This is a genomic window from Methanosarcina barkeri 3, assembly GCF_000970305.1.
Classification (GTDB): domain Archaea; phylum Halobacteriota; class Methanosarcinia; order Methanosarcinales; family Methanosarcinaceae; genus Methanosarcina; species Methanosarcina barkeri_A.
This window is the reverse complement of the sequence record NZ_CP009517.1, coordinates 848,887-868,550: the sequence shown is the minus strand read 5'-3', so window position 1 is coordinate 868,550 and position 19,664 is coordinate 848,887. Positions and strand designations below refer to the sequence as shown.

The 19,664-nt window shown below is 39.1% G+C and carries 15 protein-coding genes; 4 read left to right on the top strand and 11 right to left on the bottom strand.

Going from position 1 to position 19,664, the window contains the following annotated elements; translation table 11 throughout:
* Nucleotides 1–52 precede the first annotated feature (52 nt).
* The 3 genes from MSBR3_RS03555 to MSBR3_RS03545 form a co-directional block, all read right to left on the bottom strand.
* Complete coding sequence (locus MSBR3_RS03555) at nt 53–751, bottom strand: methyltransferase family protein (RefSeq protein WP_048106487.1); 699 nt, start codon at nt 749–751, stop codon at nt 53–55.
* A 56-nt stretch (nt 752–807) separates the two neighbouring features.
* Nucleotides 808–1,419 carry a matrixin family metalloprotease gene (locus tag MSBR3_RS03550; protein ID WP_230627741.1) on the bottom strand — a complete coding sequence of 204 codons (612 nt, stop codon included), beginning with the start codon at nt 1,417–1,419 and terminating at the stop codon, nt 808–810.
* 223 nt (nt 1,420–1,642) lie between these two features.
* The gene (locus MSBR3_RS03545; protein ID WP_048106484.1) at nt 1,643–2,203 is read right to left on the bottom strand and encodes a YqhA family protein; all 561 of its coding nucleotides are present in this window, start codon (nt 2,201–2,203) and stop codon (nt 1,643–1,645) included.
* Between the two features lie 1,270 nt (nt 2,204–3,473).
* Between MSBR3_RS03545 and MSBR3_RS18760 the strand changes: the two genes are divergently transcribed.
* Complete coding sequence (locus tag MSBR3_RS18760) at nt 3,474–5,216, top strand: retron St85 family RNA-directed DNA polymerase (protein ID WP_052723257.1); 1,743 nt, start codon at nt 3,474–3,476, stop codon at nt 5,214–5,216.
* A 436-nt stretch (nt 5,217–5,652) separates the two neighbouring features.
* Here MSBR3_RS18760 and MSBR3_RS03535 read toward each other — a convergent pair whose 3' ends face one another.
* The 5 genes from MSBR3_RS03535 to MSBR3_RS03520 form a co-directional block, all read right to left on the bottom strand.
* A complete protein-coding gene (locus MSBR3_RS03535) occupies nt 5,653–7,143 on the bottom strand; it encodes an arylsulfatase (protein WP_048106483.1) in 1,491 nt (496 codons plus the stop codon).
* A gap of 302 nt (nt 7,144–7,445) precedes the next feature.
* Nucleotides 7,446–8,759 carry an anaerobic sulfatase maturase gene (locus MSBR3_RS03530; RefSeq protein WP_048106482.1) on the bottom strand — a complete coding sequence of 438 codons (1,314 nt, stop codon included), beginning with the start codon at nt 8,757–8,759 and terminating at the stop codon, nt 7,446–7,448.
* Nucleotides 8,760–8,900: 141 nt separating this feature from the next.
* Nucleotides 8,901–11,255 (bottom strand): arylsulfatase, encoded by a 2,355-nt coding sequence (locus tag MSBR3_RS03525; protein ID WP_048106481.1) that lies wholly within the window; start codon nt 11,253–11,255, stop codon nt 8,901–8,903.
* Between the two features lie 67 nt (nt 11,256–11,322).
* Complete coding sequence (locus MSBR3_RS19955) at nt 11,323–11,493, bottom strand: hypothetical protein (protein WP_155396702.1); 171 nt, start codon at nt 11,491–11,493, stop codon at nt 11,323–11,325.
* Between the two features lie 3 nt (nt 11,494–11,496).
* A complete protein-coding gene (locus MSBR3_RS03520; RefSeq protein WP_230627739.1) occupies nt 11,497–11,943 on the bottom strand; it encodes a DUF1269 domain-containing protein in 447 nt (148 codons plus the stop codon).
* Between the two features lie 223 nt (nt 11,944–12,166).
* Here MSBR3_RS03520 and MSBR3_RS19950 point away from each other — a divergent pair, with 223 nt between their 5' ends.
* Nucleotides 12,167–12,340, top strand: a complete 174-nt coding sequence (locus MSBR3_RS19950; RefSeq protein WP_155396700.1) for a hypothetical protein — start codon at nt 12,167–12,169, stop codon at nt 12,338–12,340.
* A 408-nt stretch (nt 12,341–12,748) separates the two neighbouring features.
* Here the strand turns inward: MSBR3_RS19950 and MSBR3_RS03515 are convergent, their stop codons facing one another.
* Nucleotides 12,749–13,849 (bottom strand): mechanosensitive ion channel family protein, encoded by a 1,101-nt coding sequence (locus MSBR3_RS03515; protein WP_048106477.1) that lies wholly within the window; start codon nt 13,847–13,849, stop codon nt 12,749–12,751.
* A gap of 107 nt (nt 13,850–13,956) precedes the next feature.
* Nucleotides 13,957–15,267: a cation:proton antiporter gene (locus MSBR3_RS03510; protein ID WP_048106475.1), complete on the bottom strand. Its 1,311-nt coding sequence runs from the start codon at nt 15,265–15,267 to the stop codon at nt 13,957–13,959.
* Between the two features lie 507 nt (nt 15,268–15,774).
* Between MSBR3_RS03510 and MSBR3_RS03505 the strand changes: the two genes are divergently transcribed.
* Nucleotides 15,775–16,323 carry a DUF308 domain-containing protein gene (locus MSBR3_RS03505; protein WP_048106473.1) on the top strand — a complete coding sequence of 183 codons (549 nt, stop codon included), beginning with the start codon at nt 15,775–15,777 and terminating at the stop codon, nt 16,321–16,323.
* 268 nt (nt 16,324–16,591) lie between these two features.
* Here the strand turns inward: MSBR3_RS03505 and MSBR3_RS03500 are convergent, their stop codons facing one another.
* A complete protein-coding gene (locus MSBR3_RS03500; RefSeq protein ID WP_048106471.1) occupies nt 16,592–17,620 on the bottom strand; it encodes an AI-2E family transporter in 1,029 nt (342 codons plus the stop codon).
* Nucleotides 17,621–18,294: 674 nt separating this feature from the next.
* Between MSBR3_RS03500 and MSBR3_RS18755 the strand changes: the two genes are divergently transcribed.
* Nucleotides 18,295–18,735 carry a lamin tail domain-containing protein gene (locus MSBR3_RS18755; RefSeq protein ID WP_196296999.1) on the top strand — a complete coding sequence of 147 codons (441 nt, stop codon included), beginning with the start codon at nt 18,295–18,297 and terminating at the stop codon, nt 18,733–18,735.
* Nucleotides 18,736–19,664: the final 929 nt, after the last annotated feature.

Genomic DNA, 19,664 nt, shown 5'->3' with positions numbered 1-19,664 from the left:
GAAAATAAAGTGAAAATGAAAATAAAGTGAAAATGAAAATAATAGAATTGACTTACCACAAAAATGGAATTAATCTATAACGAACCTTTTGACAGTATTCTTCATAGCCTGGCAGATTTTTGGATAGAAACTTTTCTTCATCAATAAGCCTCCAGATAATTACCAGCGTAAGGGGAATAAATACAAGTAAGCTACGCCACGATCCAAGCGCGAGAGGAGTGCCTAACATTATAATGAGACCACTCACATACAGTGGATGCCGGACTATACTATACGGTCCGGTTGTTATTACTTTTTGATTGGCTGTTACTTCAATGATTGCGGATGCAAAGGCATTTTCTCTGAAGACGAGAAAGAGTAGAAAAAATCCCAGAATTACAAGAATGTCGCCCAGGATGACAATATATAATGAAACATGCGACCAACCAAAACGATGGTCAAGTGCGGAAATAACGAGAATGGCAATAAATAATAAGAGAACAAAAAAATGTGTAATCTTCTGCGTCTTTTCTTTTTCAGCGCCTGGTCCCGCATTAACCCTACGAGCCAGAAGTTCAGGGTTTGTTCTCCATAAATAAAAAGTAATTGTCACTGATGATGCAACGTATATAATTGAATAAACCCACGCTTGCCAAAAATATAATGAACCTGCAGGAACAAAAAGAAACAAAACGATGATGATAATAAACTCTACAAAGCCAAGCAAAGTTTTTATTTTTAGGCTAGAAGTGGTTGTTTCAGCAGTATTCATTTAATTAACTACCCCTATATTGTGGAAGTTGCGGCTGGTAATTTTAGGATAAGCTCTTATTTGGCAATACGTCCTAATACGTAGCTTACCGAGAGAAAGACGACAATCGCAAGAATAGCGTAAACTGCAAAAAGCAAAAATGAACCGTACTTACTCAGGATAGGGTTTGTGTTATTTATCTGCTCGTTACTTGGATACATAATATCCTGCTTGTCGTTGCTGTGATTCAAACCCAGGGCGTGTCCCAATTCATGTTTTGCAATGGCGAGCATTGCAGTATCGCTATAAGGGACCCATTCCCCCCACTGAGAATATCCAACTCCGAGCATTACATCTACACGTATAAATCGCCCGTTAACGATCAATGGAACTGTAACACCTGCAACTTTAGGAGGAACACCCTGGTCTTTCTGCAGGTTTTCGACCCATCTTATCCTGATGTCAGCTTTTTCGGAATCCACAATTGCAAAAACGGGAGTATAATCCAGTTTTCCATTTCCACCTTCTGCCCAGTAATTCAGAGCTTTTTGTACCTGTGTGTAATAGGTAGGACTATAATGTGGAGGAACACTTTTGTTGTCTATATATACAGTAATAGGAGAATGATCCCAGGGATTATCTAAAATTCTTGGATAATTAAATTCCGAAACTGCCGGATGAACGGGCAAAATAAGTACCATCAACAGTAGTAAAAAGAACAATCTTACTCCAGACATACTGTTTCGGGTAATATAAATCTGCCTCCATACTATTAGTTAAGTGATCCTGAAAACTTAATACAATATTATGAACAAAATGCACTTAAAAGCAATTGCTGATTTACACAGACACATAAAGAACAATCTGCAAGGAAGAAAGTGAGATAGTCAATCTGACTTCAGTCTCCTTTTTTCAGTCTTCCTTTTTGTTTATTAGCCAGTTTGATTCGCTGTTCACAGAAGTCACTTCGCCTATGGATTTCAATTGTTCTCCTTCACTACTCTCTTTGCTAATCTGCGAACGCACTTTCATGAAGTAAGCCAGAGCTGCAATAGGTAAAGCGTAGCCTACTCCATATACTGCTAAATCTGTTATTTCCGGTTCAAAGATAATGCTCAAGAAATTAACTCCAAGTACAACAACAGTGAGCCCCACAAGGTTCAGTTCTAGCTCTTTAATACTATTTACTTTCACCCATTCTGGTAAAGGTAGGGGCTGAATAAACAACTGGTAGAGCCCGAAAGACGTAAGAAATAGTACCGTACCAACTAAGAAAAGGTGGACAGTCTCCACAATTTCAACAATAATATTCTCTTTTGGACCTGCTTCTGACATTTCAGTAATGACTTCTCCCACAAAGTGAACAATATCTATGCCGCCTTTAACAAATAAAGTGCAAGCAGCAATAGCCAACCCTATCACCGGAATTAATACAAAAAAACGCATTCCTGCAATGAATCTTACAACTTTCATTTACAGACTCCTTCTTGCTTTCCCCAGATGACCAGGATAATCGGTTTCTTTTCTTCCATTCCTAACCTCCTGATTGACGGTTGATATCTCAGTAGGCAATTTAAAGCAGCTTTCCGAAGTTTGATGGACAAATTCAGGCTTTTTTTCTTTTCTCAATACTCCGTTTTTTCTAACTATTGTATTAGTAATCCGGATTGCATCTGAATTTCATCGTGTTGAGCAAAAGTAACAGTGGAAGGAGGTGTAATCGTATTTTGACCGTTTTGATTCAGAAGTGCCACTATGTCTTGAATTTCGTCACTTTCGTCACATTTCATGTAAAAACACTGAGCATGTAATTTTATAATAATAAATATGTGAATTATTAGCAATGAATGCAATAGAAAAGTAAGTTCGAAGTAGAGGTAACTGAATTTGCTCGTGGACTTATTCCACTGGACTTTCGGACGGGTCGTGCATAGAATCCCATAATTCAACAATTCTCTATTTTTTATATTGATTCGCTTTATTTTTAAATACTTTACTCGTTATTTTTCTTTTTGTAGTACGTATTCAAGTTTAAAATCGATATCATTAGGCGCTATTTAAATAGAGTATGTGTTTCTATGTATTTTTTTACATTTGATGTTAGAGTTATCGAAGAAAACAAGCGAATTCTTATATACTTTGGAACAATCGAGGAAACAAACACATAGGCAATTGTGGAAAAATCAGCCTGAAATTGACAATTTCCATTATAATAATCAGATGATAAAACAGAAATAGTCTTTTTATATTACGGATTTTAGCAAAGTTATGTCAATTTTGCATACTAAAGGCATTTTGTAATTTTCAGGAATTTGAAACTTTTAGAATATCCATAGGTTTTATCGTAAAACTGTGCATATGAGATAACATAATTTCATAGAACTTTTGGGACATTGCTAATAAATCAATTTCCAGTTAAAAGCTTTTAATTTATCTTTCATGATCTTCTTCTATTCGTTTTTTGCAAATTGTATCATATCGTATGATATATATAACAAGTTAATCTTTTATTGTTTAGCTGCCCTCAGTTTTCGAATTATCTCTCGCCAGGGAGATATGTGTGGTGTAACACCATGCAAAAGGCATAATATGGCGAAGGTGAACCTTCCATTATAGACTCTAACGAGATTCCGCTCCGGCAGAATCCGCCTCCGCTAAGAATCTCGTTACATTAAAGCGCCCAGCGCTTTAGTGAGGGCAGCTTTATGTTATTTATTTAGTCCTGAATTATTAGGTGGGATAATTGACAAGAAAAGTAGCAGAAAATATAAAATTGAAAATTTTGTTCAACGATTATTTTGAAGACGGAATTATCCCAACGTTGAAGGGAAAAGAATATAGTGACAATTTTAACTCTTTTAAGGTACTGAAGTCACAAACATTACCCTATATTTATGACGTCCATCATTTTTGTTTCTTATCCAATTTCTCCGCAAAACAAATACTTTTTTTTTTGAAGAATAAAGAAAAATTTTATGTCACATTTAGTATACCCAAAAAATCAGGGGGCTTTAGAGAAATAGATGCTCCATCAAAACAAATGAAGCTTATTCAGCAATGGATATTGAATAAAATATTATATAAAATCAGTATTGGAGATTATGTTCATGGCTTTGTTCCAAAAAGATCAATTTTAACAAATGCTTCAAATCATATAAATCAAAATCTTGTTTTAGGAATTGATATTAAAGATTTCTTTCCAAGTATTGATATTAAAAGAGTTACTGAAATCTTTTTATGTATGGGATACACTCAAAAAACTGCTTCTTTTTTAGCTGAGTTGTGTACCTATGAAGGAAAGTTGCCTCAAGGTGCGCCGACAAGTCCAATGTTAGCAAATTTAGCTGTCAAAGAACTTGACATTGCTATTGACGACTATTGTAAGAAACGAAATTTTAAGTATTCAAGGTATGCAGATGATATTACAATTTCAGGTTCTCAAAAGCTTGCAATGTATAAACAAAAAATAATAGGAATTGTTGAAAGTAATGGATTTGCTGTCAATGAGAAAAAAACTAGATTACATTCTAAAAGTTCTAGACAAAAAGTAACAGGCTTGGTCGTTAATGATAAATTAAGCATTGGTAGGGAAAATAAAAAGAAATTAAGAGCAATTGTTCATAATATTCTAATGAAGGGACCTATAGCCGAAAACAGAAATAATGATCCATTTTTTAGAGAAAGAATCTTTGGATATCTTGGATATGCAAACACAATTGCTCCAGAATTTGCTACTCCTTTAATAGAATCCATAAAAAATATTGATTGGTCTGAATATTACGAATCAATAAAAGAAATAAAGGAAAATGAGATGAATATAAATCATATTAAAAAAATGAACAAAACTATATTAATTAAATTTAATGATTTGGGATTTTTCCGAATGGTTGTTGAATTTCCTGAAGGAGTATTTTCTGAAGCTTTTAGAAATCAATTGGATAATTTACAAGAAAAATGTGGTGAACATGGAATTGTAGCTTGTAGTGATTGTTTAGATATTAAAAAAGAGATTTACAGTAAATGCATGAAATATGTAATAGGTCAATATACAGGTACTACAGGCGGACATCATCATGGTCATGAAATTTATGATATGAAATCTAAAACTGATTTATATGGTGATTCAATAACAGTTGCATTTCTTATGAAGTCCAGCGCTCCTAAAAAAGAAAGTAAAACTAAAAATAAAGCAAATAAAACCTCAAATAGACGGATAACAGCAGTGGATGATAGTCTTTTTAGACAATTTTACGAATGTACCAGATATGAAAATATTGACGTGATCGCTATAGTTACAAATAGTAATTTGAATAATGAATTATCTGAACGTTTAGAGCAATTGATTAAAAAGATTAATAAAGCTGACAACAAAGAGCAACTTTACTGTCTAATCATGAGAAACGAAATGAAAAGAATATTGTATGATTTTAATAAAAAAACTACTAATGAGACTGGGCAATATGATAATGCATTTAATAATATGTAATGGTGCCTTTTTCAGGTAGTGTTGTAAGTTTGCTGTAAATTCTCTTTTCAATTATGCACAGGTTTTACTAAAACCTCATTATTTGTGTATATTTGAGATACTCATGAAAAATCTCATTTGTCTAACTTCCATATATTTTATATAGAAAAGATTATGAGTGCCTAGGTACCTGCCGCAAGTATGATGAAATCGAAAGGTAAAATAAACAAGTTCAACTGAGCAGTTACAAAGAAACTAAACCATCTGTTAGGACACAAAAATGAAAATGTGTCTTTTCACTTTTGAAGAACATTATAACTTGTTTTTAACATATTCATCATCCTGAACGTCTATTGTATCCTTTATACTGAGAATTTTATATACTGCAGTTAAACTGCTCGTTATTTATTATGTCCCCGTTTCCTGCAGATTTTTATTTCAAATAAAGCTTTAACCTTCAGGTGCTCCCGATTCCCTCCAAAAGCTTTTCCATTACCCTGTCAACGGTAAAGCTTGCCGCTTTCTGGCGTGGAGGGAATTCTTTAAACGTTGCCAGGAAGTCTCCTACAATGCCCTGAGCCGGCACCAGCATGAAGGCGTGGTCGAGAAGCCAGTCGTAGTAAGTATTAGAGGTCTGGTCTGCTCTTTCATATGGGTCGGTACGCAGATTGAATATTTTCGGTACACGCAGAGGAACAAAAGGTTCAGCCCAGACCAGGAGCGTGCCGATTGCGCGCTGCTCCAAAAAGACCATTTTCCAGTTGTCGTACCTCAAAGCCACCAGGTCTCCATCGTCCGAGAAGTAAAAGAACGCAATACGTGGAGATTTTTCTTCCTTTCCGGTCAGGTAGGGAAGAATATTATAACCGTCAAGATGCACCTTGAAAGTTTTATCTCCTGCTTTGTGGCCTTTTTTAAGCTTCTCCTTAATATCCGGCTCTCCTGCGGCTGCAAGCAAAGTTGGCAGCCAGTCCAGGTGGCTCACAATCTCGTTAGAAACTGTGCCTGCCGGAATCTCGTCAGGCCAGCGCATTACCTCAGGAACACGGAAAGCTCCTTCCCAGCAGGAGTTTTTCTCGTTGCGAAACGGTGTCATAGCTGCATCGGGCCAGGAGTTCATATGTGGTCCGTTGTCCGTGCTGTAGATAACAATAGTATTGTCGACAATGCCGATTTCGTCCAGCAGATCAAGCAGCACGCCTACCTGCCGATCATGCTCAATCATAGCATCATGGTATGCGGACTGCCAGCGCCCCGACTGTCCCCGTATCCTGTCAGGGATATGAGTCCTGAAATGCATCCTTGTAGTGTTGAACCAGACAAAGAACGGCTTTTCCGCCTTATGCTGACGTTTGATGAAATCGACGGCTGCATCCAGAAATTCCTGGTCTACATCTTCCATTCTTTTTTTGGTCAATGGACCGGTATCCTCTATGCGGCCGTCGGCATAGCTATGGATTACGCCTCTTGGGCCATAGTTCTTTTTGAAATCAGGAAAATCTTTTTCAGGTGGATAATCACGTTGTTCAGGTTCTTCTTCAGCGTTCAGGTGGTAGAGATTGCCAAAGAACTCATCAAAACCATGGTTGGTGGGCAGATATTCGTCCCGGTCCCCAAGATGGTTTTTTCCAAACTGGCCAGTCGCATAGCCAAGAGGTTTGAGTAATTCGGCAATTGTCGGGTCTTCGGAATGAAGTCCCATCTTGGCTCCGGGCATTCCCACCTTGCTCAGTCCGGTACGGAAAGCACTCTGGCCGGTGATAAACGAAGCTCTTCCGGCAGTGCAGCTCTGCTCACCGTAAGAGTCCGTAAACTTGATACCTTCATCAGCAATCCTATCAATATTCGGCGTTCTGTATCCCATCAGCCCGTCGCTGTAGCAACTCAGGTTGGTGATTCCGATGTCATCTCCCCAGATGACCAGTATATTTGGTTTCTTTTCTTCCATTCTTAACCCCCAAAAGATTGATTGATTGATTGATTGATTGATTGATTGATTGATTGATTGATTGATTGATTGATTGATTGATTGATTGATTGATTGATTGATTGATTGATTGATTGATTGATTGATTGATTGATTGATTGATATCTTGAATTAGCGCTTTTAAACAGCCTTTGAAATTGAACAGGAAAAACTATGAATTTTTATTTACTCAACTATGAATTTTTTCTTTTACTCTCAGCTTTACTTCTTTCAAAATCAAACTACAGGTCCGGGCTGCAGCTGAACTCTCTGCTTTATCTGTTTCAGGCTCGTCCTTTCAGATTTTTTTCTTTTTTTCTTGTGCCATGACAGCGTTTAAATTTTTGTCCACTGCCGCAGGGACAGGGATCATTGCGCCCTGCCCGGGAAAAAGCATCTTCCAGCGCAATAACTCTCATAACTTCCGAAGCCGGATAACCCCTGCGAATTAAGCCTGTCATTATCTGCATCGGAAAATTGATGTGCCGGAAGAAAGCTTTCCAGCCCTTGCAAAGATAGTTCAGGCCGTTTTCTCCGGCAGAAGTGGTCAGAAAACGATTCTTTGGGCACTCTCCCTGGCAGGCAAAGAGCACCTCGCATTCACGGCATACCTGCGGCAAAGAGTCGCATTTATCCTGCCCGAACCTGTACTGCTTTTCCGCTGCGGCAAGCTCACTTATTTCTTTTTCCAGAATATTGCCAAGCAGATAGTCCGGCTCCACAAAATGGTCACATGAGTAGAGATCCCCATTATGCTCCAGAGCAAGCCCCATACCGCATGTTTCTTCAAAAACGCACATACCTGAAGGCAGCCCAAGCCATTTGCGAGCGGAAGCTTCAAAAGTCTGCACGAATATCTTTCCCACATCATTTCTAACCCACTCATCGAAAATACAGCTCAGAAAACTTCCAAGCTGTTCAGGCTTCACGGAACGGTTTGAGACCGTTTCTCCTCTCTGGTAAAGAGTATGCCCTTCCTCATTGATTCGCTCTACAACCGGAATAAACTGAATCCAATCTGTTCCGGCTTCATCCCGCAGGAAGCGATAGACTTCCAGTGGACAATCAGCGTTGACTCGGTTAACTGTTGTCAGGACGTTGTACTCAACATCATGTTTTTGCAGCAGGCGAAGCCCTTCCATGACCCGGTCAAAAGTCCCCTCTCCCTTTTTGTCCACCCGATAAGCATCGTGAAGTTCACGAGGACCGTCTATACTAATTCCTATGAGAAAATTGTTTTCCTTAAAGAAGCGACACCATTCGTCATCCAGCAGCGTGCCGTTTGTCTGCATCGTGTTTTCGAATACCATACCCGTTTTTCCGTACTTTTCCTGCAGTTCAATTGCACGCCGGTAAAAATCTATTCCCATAAGTGTGGGTTCTCCTCCCTGCCAGGCAACAGTTACCTGCGAGCTGCGGTGGGCTGCGATAAGCTGCCGGACATAGTTTTCCAGAACTTCATCTGACATGCGGAACCTGCTGCCCGGGTAGAGTGCTTCTTTAGCCAGGAAGAAGCAGTAGGAACAGGCAAGGTTGCAGATTGCTCCCGTAGGCTTGGCCAGCACATGAATTCTGGGAAGCAGATAATTTTGTGTCATTCAGTATTTTCCCTCTGCATCGAAATAACCAGGCTCAACGTGCAGCACACTCCCGACAAAACATTTCTGGAGACTTTATCCGTAATGATTCTCACCCTTTCTGAAGAACTGGCAGTCCCCTGACTCTGAATATATTTCCGTTTACTGCCGTGCCATGACCATGCGTGTTTCAGCTTCCTTGTCCTCGATTAATTTGCCGCTTACGTCCACGGTCACCCTGTAGATCTTGCCTGTGAACTCAAAAGGAGGCTCGTAATCAGGTGTAACCGGTGATCCGTGAGCTGAGCCACAGGTAACTCCACTGGTTAACCCGAGTACAAGCGGAGTAGTTACAGGGACTTCAGCCTGGCCGACTAATTTCCCGTCTATATAGAGTTGAGCCTTTCCGGGTGCACCCTTACCGTTAGCAACATCTGGCTTACCTGTCACCTCAAACTCGAAGCGCAGTTGATGCCGTCCCTCAGGAACATTCTCTCTGGATTCGACATGATAAAGGGCCTTAGCTACATAGTTATGTACCCAGTGAAGCTTTCCGCCTTTAATATAGAATGAATAGCCGGCATCGATACCTCCATGGGCAAGCAGGATTCCTTCAGCACCCTCTGGTGGAACCTCTACATCGGCAGTGATGCTGTGTGTGCGGTTAAGAGCCTTAACAGCTGCGTTTGCGGGAACCGGCTGGGTTTCGGGATAATAAATATAGCTAGTCCTATCGGCTGCAATCTGTGGCCGCTCATCAGCAAGGCGCAGCACTCCTCGGGAATCGATAGGTAACACATTATATTTCCCTGCTTCTGCATACCAGGTAGCAATCATCTCGATTAACTTCGGCCGGTTTTCTGCAGCTATATTCCTGTTCTCTGTCCAATCCTTCTGAACATTGTAAAGTTCCCAGCCTTTTGCATCCAGTTCGGTCAATTTTTCTGCATAAATCGGTTCGCCAAAAGGTTTTCCTGCTTCAACGAACGAAGGGCCAGGCCACGGGCATACGGCACGCCATCCATCATGATATAGAGAGCGATGGCCCATCATCTCGAAATACTGAGTGTGGTGTCTGGTAGGTGCACTGGAATCGTCTAGAGTATGTGAAAAACTTACGCCTTCAATAGGAGATTGGGTTACACCTTTAATAGCAGTAGGAGGTTCGATCCCCAGGCAGTCCAGAACAGTAGGTACCATATCGATAATGTGAGCATACTGGTTTCGGACTTCACCTCTTGCCTTTATTCCCCTGGGCCAGTGGATTATGAAGGGATCGCTGACACCGCCACGGTAAGTTTCACGTTTCCAGCGGCGGAAAGGTGTGTTTCCGGCAAAGGTCCAGCCCCAGGCATAGTGGTTGAAAGTCTCCGGGCCCCCAAGCTTATCCAGCAATGAGAGGTTCTCCTCAAGAGACTCAGGCACATTGTTGAAAAACAAATTCTCGTTGACCGACCCGGTAGAACCACCTTCGGAGCTGGCACCATTGTCGGAAATAACCATAATCAAAGTGTTTTCAAATTCGCCAACGTCTTTTAAAAACTGCAGCAACCTGCCTATATGATGATCGGTGTGTTCCAAAAATCCGGCAAAGACTTCCATCATGCGGGCATAAAGCTTCTTTTCTTCAGACGAGCATTCTTCCCAGGGCTTGACATCAGGGTCATGGCGTGATAGTTTTGCATCTTTTGGAACAATTTCCAGTTCCTTCTGCCGTGCGAATGTCTTCTCCCTGTAAGCCTCCCAACCGTCATCGAATTTCCCTTTATATTTGTCTGCCCATTCTTTAGGAACATGATGAGGGGCATGCATGGCTCCAGTGCAGAAATACATGAAAAAAGGCTTATTGGGAGCTACCTGTTTGGCATCGGCAATGAACTGGATAGCCTTGTCCGCCAGGTCCTCATTCAAGGTGTAACCTTCTTTAGGAGTTTTTGGAGGGATTACTGAGTGATTGTCATTGATGAGCTCAGGGTAATACTGATGAGTCTCACCTCCTAAAAAACCATAAAAGCGCTCAAAACCTCTTCCTAAAGGCCAGCGGTCATAAGGTCCTGCTGCCGATATCTGTTCTGCAGGCGTCAGGTGCCATTTGCCGATGGCATAAGTATTGTATCCATGCTCAAGAAGGATCTCAGACAAAAAGCCATTCTCAAAAGGTATATAGCCGTTGTAGCCGGGATAGCCTGTGGAACCCTCAGTTATACAGGCCATATTGTTTGAATGGTGATTTCGGCCGGTCAATATGCACGAGCGGCTGGGAGAGCAAAGCGCAGTCGTATGCATGTTACTGTAAATGAGTCCTCCTGCAGCCAGGCTGTTCAGATTTGGTGTCCGAATAGGGCTGCCATAGCACCCAAGCTGCCCAAAACCCGTGTCGTCCAGCACAATGAACAGGACGTTTGGAGCACTCTCTTTGGCACGCAGTGGTTTCGGCCAGGCTGGTTCAGACTGGTCAAACGTGCGCCCGATTACACCTGGAAAAGTGGTTCCTGGTTTGTATTCTTTAAGCGACATTTGTTCCCCTATCAATTTTGGATTTTCTAAAAATTTATAGAAATAAGGGTGTGGAGAGGAACTGAACTTACTCTGCACCCCCTCCTATTTTTATTCCCACTTCTTTTATTCTTGAGTTTTTGTTCTTGAGTTTTTGTTCTTGAATTTTTGTTCTTGAATTTTTGTTCTTGAATTTTTGTTCTTTGCTTAACTGAGTTCTAGAAATACATTTTTTTCCAGATTGGCGCTTTTCGATCAAATTTTAGCGTGCCGGAGCTGCTTCTTCTTCGGCGAATGTCTCATGCAGCTTTTTCTCTTCTTCTTTGGACAGATTGGTAGCAATGATTTCAAACTTGAACTGTTTCATTGCATCTGCGACTCTATCTTCTATGGCATCACTGGTCATCAAAAAAAGAGCTGAAGTACCTTCAGTCACTTTGCTGCGCACTGATTTTATGAAATCTTCATTAATACCCACATGAGACATGGAACCCATCAGTGCACCCATTGCTGCCCCGACTACCATACCAAATATAGGAATAAAAAAGATCAGGCCAAAAAGTAAACCCCAAAAAGCTCCGCTTAACGCTCCGGCACCTTTTAAATCACTCAAATGTTTTGTTTTCGGTTTCTTTTTTCCCTCAGGCCAGGTGACTATGGCTGCATCATGCAGATTGATCAGTTGCTCTTTGCTTAAATTTTCTACCACCTCAAGAGCTTGTTCAGCACCGTTAGCGGTTTCAAACTTCAGAACTGTTAATGTTGCTATAGTTCAAACCTCCTTTTATGCGACATTTTTGCTGGTTATTATGTTTTCACGTCAGTTCATTAACAGAGGTGAAATCATAATCGCAATTACCATTTTTTAAGTATTGAAAAAGCTGGGTTAGTCCTGTTTTCATCCCGGATTACATGTTTTATGCTGTCTCAACATGCAGAAGCACAATAGTCGGGAAAAAACCTTACTTAAATCCCTCAAGCTTTTTGTGGCAGGGTCAGGGAGCAGCCAGTTTGTTGTAGAAAGCCACCAGTATGATTTTCTTCGTACAGTGTCATCTGCATATTTCACATGTATTGATATCCTTTCACAAACCAGTGCCGAATAAGCTTTCAAGAACTCAATTATTTTGAGTAATGGCAGTCGATTTTGTATGACATTTTGTTGTCTACATGACACTGGACTGTCCAGAGGTAGGCAAATCGATTAAAATTGTTTTTTGAATTTTCGATTTCAACCGGGATGCTGAGATATGTCGAATATCTCTTTACGAAAATCTTTTGCAGGAATATACATGTCAATTTTTATACTGTCAACTCCCCAATAGAACCTTCGAGATTTCCCCAATCTCGAGGTTCAATAAACCACTTTATATAATTATTCTTTTATATATTATTCTATGCACGTTGACTTATTTTATCGAGTCTGCTGAGGAGTCTGCTGAGGAGTCTGCTGAGGAGAATTATTCTTTAAAATTGAAGCTGTTCTATTCTTTTTGCTAATCTTATTTTCTTTTTTAATTCTCGTCTTTTTTGAAAATTGTTAACACATTTCCCTGGTCAGCAAAGTGAATAATAATATCAGAAGAAGGCATTGCTATATTTGCATTTATCAAAGCTTTATAAATTGCCGTGTTTAGTCGGTCCTCTGAAACTCTTGTTTCCATATAATCTTCTATCCAGCATCTGGCTTTGAGTTTCATTCCTGACCCTGTGAACTCAAGTAAGAGGACCTGTATGGGATTTTCATGCATGATCCAGTCTTCGTGCTTCATAGCTTCAATAATCAGGTTTCGTACGTACTCCATATCCGGGCCATATGATACAACTACGTCGGTCTCGACACGGTATATCTTATCGGGTATGGAATAGTTAGTGATCAAGTCCATTCCGATCACAGAATTAGGGACTATTACAAGTCTATTATCTCTTGTAAGAACACGCGTTGACCTCCACCCAATCTCTACCACATCTCCCCATGTATCGAGTTTTTCGATCCGAATACGGTCTCCTATTCTGAAGGGGCGGTCAATTAAAAGCACAATCCCGGTAATGATATCAGTAAGAGTTGTCTGGGCTGCAAGTCCGATGATTATCCCACCAAGACCAAGGGCTGTAAGTGATGCAGTAAGTGCAGTTCCCGTAATCCCGAAATGTCTCAGGAGTATAACTATGGCTAGAAAACTAAAAACCAGCAGGAACATGTATTGTATGGAGCGAACTATTCTCTGGTCGATTTTTTCCCGATCCCGAATAGGTACCTTAGATAAGTACCAGTTTGAAGTGATAGATATGAGACGAATAATTATATAGACTCCTATACTCCAGTAAAGAAGGAAAAAAAGGTCATCCGTCAGTTTTGAATAGATACCTACAGATTCACCGAACATTCTTACTATCGCCTGCATGCCCTGCAGAATAATGTAAAGTAACAGGAGATTTTCTAAAAGACGAAGAATTCTGTCATCAACTTTTGTTTTTGTTTTTTTGATTGCCGGCCAAAGCAAGCGCTTCAGGACTAATCGGCTTACTATTATGGCCCCTATTGTCAGTACCAGAATAACGGCCAGCTTCAGGAGAATTCTGCCAAAAAGCAGCATCTGTTCAATTTCGACCACTCACATTTCTCCCAGTTTCTAATTATTCATACAATACTACTGGATAATGCCACCGGATAAAATTTGACTGGGTCATGCCTCCAGACAATGTACCTATTTGGTATCCTTTACCTATCCTCAGAATTATTTAATGAATTCTTGACATCTACGTCATAGGAACTTATAGAAGACTCTCCTACTTTCTTCCTTTCAGGTGAATCAGTAGGCAGTTTCGCTACTATGCGGGAATACCACTCACTTCCAGGATCTGCTGTAGCTCCCTGGACAAAAACGCTTAGAAAAACAGTCGTGATCACCGCAAGACTTAAAGTTTCATTTCCTCCAATTCCTCCAGTTTCTTCCATGGCAGTCAATAACAAAACAACGGATGCAAGGCCTCTGGGCCCAAACCAGCCTAGAAAAAGTACGGTTTCGGAATGCAGCTTTATGCCTATAAGCGAGATTGCCACAGGTAGCATACGTATAAGCGTAAGGCTCAGCACTGAATAGATAAATATTGGCCAGCTAATTGTAAAAATTCTCGCAGAGACTGTAATTCCGAATATGAAAAAGACTGCACAGCTCAGTATGTTCCCTTCGGCCTCCGTAAGGATGATCTCTTCTTCTGCAGTTTTTATTTTACCTCCAGCCTGAGTGATAAGACCAGCTGTAAAAGCGGCAATGAATCCGCTACCGCCAATCAAGTCTGCTACAAGCCAGGAAATGATAGCCAGGGACATAAAGCCAATTTTACGGTAAAGCCCTGACATCCACCCGACCCTTACAGCTTTAGTAGAAAGCCATCCCCCTGCAAGCCCTATAACCGCACCAACAAGCATCCCTATACCTATCTGCTCAAACGCCAGGACTATCAGAGTACCTACTGGCCATTTTAGTGCCTCACCTCTTGTCAGTATCAGAAAAAAGAGAAAGAAAGGAATTGCACCCCCATCATTGAGTCCACTCTCCACGTTGAGTGTTTGTCTGATTTTTGCAGGTACTTTTGTATTGTTGAGTATCGCCTGACCAAGTCCTGCATCCGTAGGAGAAAGCATGGCTCCTATAAGACCTGCTTCTGCAAGTGTTATATCCTTTAAAAAAAGAGCAGCAACAATAGCCCCGAAGGCAATTGTTAGCGGCATGCCAATTATTAGAAGCCGGCCTGGAAGTTTCTCTTCACTTAATAGTGCCTGTAGCTCAATTTTTGAAGCATCCGAGAATAAAGTCAGGATAAGTGCAAGCTCGGCTATATTAAGAATTAGAGTGCTGTTTGAAGAGACACTCACAAAGTCAAGCCCTTCTGGGCTAAGCAGCAGTCCTGCTGCCACAAAGATCATAGGGGCTGTGACCACGGTGCCTGAGATCTTTCGGGATACAAGGCTAAAGAGAAAGAGCAGCACTGCAAAAGTTATGACAAAATACTCAATTTCTGATGTCATGAAAATTCCTTTTATTTCAGGTTATGCTCTTACTGCTATGTGGTCGATTTTTTCATTATCTATCTCTTGATATCAGGGCATTATGTACTCGTTTTCCCCTTAAAAGTTCTTTATCTGCTTGTTTGTGTGGTGCCCACCTCTTCTTGCGATCAAAAAAACAGTCACATCAGTATTAGTACAATAAATATATAAAAATGAGAGTATATATAAACGAGCATGTATAAAATTAATGTTAGGATTTAAACGAGCATGTATAAAGTTAATCTCAGGATTAAACCGGCAAAAAGCAGAACCGAACTTAGAATCTGTCCGAAAAGTCAGTGATGCAAGTTGAAAGATTAAAACGGATCATGATTTGTGAGTATCCTTTCTGGCTGCGTATATTGCTCACTGTGAAAGTTCCATATCAGAACAATTTTCGGATAGGTCCTAAGTTTCCTCAGATGAGCCTATACCTGTATATGGCAAGCATTAGTGATAATGTCCGAATATAGGGAGAAGGGATATATGGAGCAACCAATTGATAATGAGTCCGGGACGGAGCTAAAAGTATCGCAGATACCCTGGTGGTCTGTACTTCTTGAAGGAATTATTGCTATTATTATAGGTATATTTCTTTTATACGAACCTATAGCAACCACTATTCTGTTAATACGACTCCTGGCTATTTTCTGGCTAGCGGAAGGAATTATTGCTGTTATAGGAGCGCTGATCTTTACGAAGGACGGAAAATGGAAGCTGCTTTCAGGTATTTTGAGCATTATTGCAGGAGTTGTTATACTGATGTATCCTATCGTCAGTCCTTATGTAGTTCTTAAGCTTCTCGTTATCTTCATAGGAGCATTAGCTATTGTCAACGGTGCTGTAATACTTGCTTCAACACTTAAAGGAGAAGGAGGAGGTATGTGGATTCTTGGTGCCGTTTCCATTGTCCTTGGTTTACTTTTGTTGACTAACTCTCTGACAGGAGTTCTGATCCTACCCTGGATATTCGGACTTTTCCTTATTATCGGGGGAATTGGAGCAGTTATCTGGGGAATAAGAATACGAACCTGAATACGACTTTCAAAGAATAAAAAAGGAGATGTATTACCGGATATTTCGATTAAGATTTTTTAGATCGGTTATTCTACACTTTAAGATAAGTTATTCTACTCTTTAAGATAAGTTATTCTACTCTTTAAGATAAGTTATTCTACTCTTTAAGATAAGTTATTCTACTCTTTAAGATAAGTTATTCTACTCTTTAAGATAAGTTATTCTACTCTTTAAGATAAGTTATTCTACTCTTTAAGATAAGTTATTCTACTTTTTCATAAATATTTTATTCTTTGTTTCCACCTGATTCCATCAATTTTGCCATCCAGCGTGTATTATCGGAACTTTCAAGGATCATCTTCACGACCATTGTAAGAGGTATGGCTATAAGTGCACCTGAGCCGCCAAGGACATAACCCCAGTAAAATAGAGACAGAAACACTATGGATGGAGATAACTTAAGACTCTTTCCTGCAAGGGACGGAAAAAGAACATTTTCTATAAATAGATTTACCAGCCATATCCCGACAAACACTGCTATAGCTCCTAGAACTCCATATTTAAACAGTGCAAGCAGTACAGGTGGAAAAGCTGCAAGATAAAATCCCAGATACGGAATATAACCCAGCAGAAAAGTCAGAAAACCCCAGAGAACTGCAAAATCTATTCTTCCGATAAGGAGTAATATCGCAGTCCCGATGCCTCCAATCAAATTAATCTCTGTCCTTATCAGGATAAAGTCTACCAGACTTTTACCAAATTCCGTAACCCGTGATAGAAGGACTGTTTGATCTTTAAGTTCCTTTTCCATCTTTTTTGGCGCACTTGCAGCATCCAGAAGTAGAAATGCTGTCGTGATAACAATGAACGCAATTGTTGTTCCGGTACTTAAGGCTCCTGTAATAATTCCTGCAGTCAGACCTAACAGAAATGTTCCTACATCGCGTAAAAGTCCTCCTACTGGATATTGATCTGATGAAGGTAAGTACCTCTCAAAGTTTTCAAGAGTACTCATTAACTGAGCTTGATATCCGGGAATCTGGGCACTTAGCTGGAGTAAAGACCCAGTAACAAGGAGCACTGAAGCAATAGCAAAAATGATGAAGAAAAGAATTACCAGGCCTACACTTACCGAGCCAGGCACATGTTTTCTCTGAAGCCAGTGAACAAGGGGAGATAAGATTAAAAAGAAGAATATCGAGAAAAAAATAGGCCCGAGTATACTTCCAATTTCCCGCATCCCAATGGTCAGGATAACCGCAGCTGTACTGTAAAGTAAAATACTGGCTGGTACCGAATTATCGTCCGTATCCATATGTGCCCCAGATGTTTTTACATTAATTAACATATGAGTCTAAATATAAGAAGCTCTCCTAAACTATGGTCTGATTAATGGCTATTTCTCCAATTGGTTTTACTCTTACATAAGGGACTTAAGAGAAAAACCTAACGAGCTAGTATGGTACAGAATCGATATAAGTAGTGTTTAAGCTTACTTACGAGCTTATACTGAAACTCAATAAAAGAATCTCTGAATTTTCAAATTCCGAATAAACAACAAGTTTCTTATCATATGGAAATGGCTTTTAAACTTTTACTGATATGAAAACAAAAATTGGCGTTGGATCGTGAAAGCCGGTGCCAATCACTTGACAAACAAGTATGTTAAAGAGCAAAATAATCGCTGCCGTTTGGTCCTTCCGAAAGTGAGATCGTTTGTTCCTTCTGGCAGACACGAAACATCACAATATCAATTAATGGTAGATTTTTTGATTATTATCGCTGTGTAATTATTTTCTTTGTAAAAATGCAGTACAACATAAGAATACTAAAGTTGGATTAAAAAATTACATAAAACTATTTAAAAAAGAAAATTTTTCTATCAATGATATAAATTTTTTCTTTTATCATAAAAACAAAATATATAAATCTTTTATGGAGTTATTTTACTTTGTAAAATAATAAAACTGTATGGAGTGTAGTAAAATATTGAAAAATCGTTTAGCGGTAGCTATTGTCGTTATGTGTTTGCTTTTGGGTACCGTTCCTTTTGCGTTTGGTGCCACTGAAAAGATAAGCGGCTCGTCAAGTTCAGCTTATGTAAGTGCTTTATATGTTGGCGCTACTGGTGAAAAGCCTAACCAGGAATATGTTAAAATTACAAACAGCGGAAAAACATCAGTAAACTTGAAAGGTTGGAAAATCAAAGACGAGGGTGCAAAACACACCTATATCTTTAGTTCATACACATTAAAGTCTAAAGCTACGGTAACTCTCAGAAGCGGAATTGGTAAAAACTCTGGAAGCACGCTGTATTGGGGCAAAAATATTTTCATATGGAATAATCACGACCCCAAACATAAAGAGTATGGAGATACGGCTTATTTGTGGAATGCTCAGGGAAAACTAGTTTCGTCAAAGAAAGGATGAGATATTAAAAACTTTTCCATTTTTCTTTTTTAATATCGTTTGTTTAATACTTGTTGTCAAGGTTATTAATAAGCATCGAGCTTATCCTAAACTGTTATATCCTGAAATGACTTAGCAGACTTCTGAAACGACTTCGTAGGCTCAAAACAATTTGGAAGTCCAATATACATAATACAACAGCAGAGGACGTAAAAAGTCAAATGTTGAGTAAATTTCAATTCCATTTTGTGTTGTGCAATGATAATATAAAATAGTATAAAATAATATAAAATAGTATAAAATAAAATAGTATAAAATAAAATAGTATAAAATAAAATAGTATAAAATAAAATAGTATAAAATAAAATAGTATAAAATAAAATAGTATAAAATAAAATAGTATAAAATAAATTAGAAGTTGGCAAAATAACGGGTCACCTGTATACAATATATAACTGTAATAATAAATTAGAAATCGAAATAATTTTAGAATAAAACAACAACAGCAATAATCAAAGATATAAATCATACGGTTTCTCAAAATAACTCATGTGAAAGGTGTTAAATTAAACAAAACTTTAGAAATTAATTTTAAACCTTACTAAATAAATACGTAAAAAAACCAATAAACTTATATTTGATTCTGCAGATTGTTATATACGCGAATAAGATTTATTTAAATGAACATTAAAAAGGTAGGAAAATCCTACACTAGTTTTGTATTACAAAAATTCGCGAATAATATACCAAAACAAGCATAGAAGCACTACTGCAAGAACAAAAGCACTACTGAAAGTACTGCAGCCATAGTTGTTTGTTGATACGTATGCTGAAAAGCATCTGGCATTTAAGCTGAGAGAAATGAGCCACCTGTATTTACTTCTTGTTTTTGGGTGGTTTTATGAAACAGTATAATGTATCAGAATTGTAGTATACTGTAACAGAATTGT

What these genes read in the sequence shown, in the direction of transcription:
- MSBR3_RS03510 (WP_048106475.1), bottom strand. Translation starts at nt 15,267, where the DNA reads ATGACATCAGAAATTGAGTATTTTGTCATAACTTTTGCAGTGCTGCTC.
- MSBR3_RS03545 (WP_048106484.1), bottom strand. Translation starts at nt 2,203, where the DNA reads ATGAAAGTTGTAAGATTCATTGCAGGAATGCGTTTTTTTGTATTAATT.
- MSBR3_RS03530 (WP_048106482.1), bottom strand. Translation starts at nt 8,759, where the DNA reads ATGACACAAAATTATCTGCTTCCCAGAATTCATGTGCTGGCCAAGCCT.
- MSBR3_RS03525 (WP_048106481.1), bottom strand. Translation starts at nt 11,255, where the DNA reads ATGTCGCTTAAAGAATACAAACCAGGAACCACTTTTCCAGGTGTAATC.
- MSBR3_RS19950 (WP_155396700.1), top strand. Translation starts at nt 12,167, where the DNA reads ATGCAGAAGCACAATAGTCGGGAAAAAACCTTACTTAAATCCCTCAAG.
- MSBR3_RS03500 (WP_048106471.1), bottom strand. Translation starts at nt 17,620, where the DNA reads ATGGATACGGACGATAATTCGGTACCAGCCAGTATTTTACTTTACAGT.
- MSBR3_RS03555 (WP_048106487.1), bottom strand. Translation starts at nt 751, where the DNA reads ATGAATACTGCTGAAACAACCACTTCTAGCCTAAAAATAAAAACTTTG.
- MSBR3_RS03505 (WP_048106473.1), top strand. Translation starts at nt 15,775, where the DNA reads ATGGAGCAACCAATTGATAATGAGTCCGGGACGGAGCTAAAAGTATCG.
- MSBR3_RS03535 (WP_048106483.1), bottom strand. Translation starts at nt 7,143, where the DNA reads ATGGAAGAAAAGAAACCAAATATACTGGTCATCTGGGGAGATGACATC.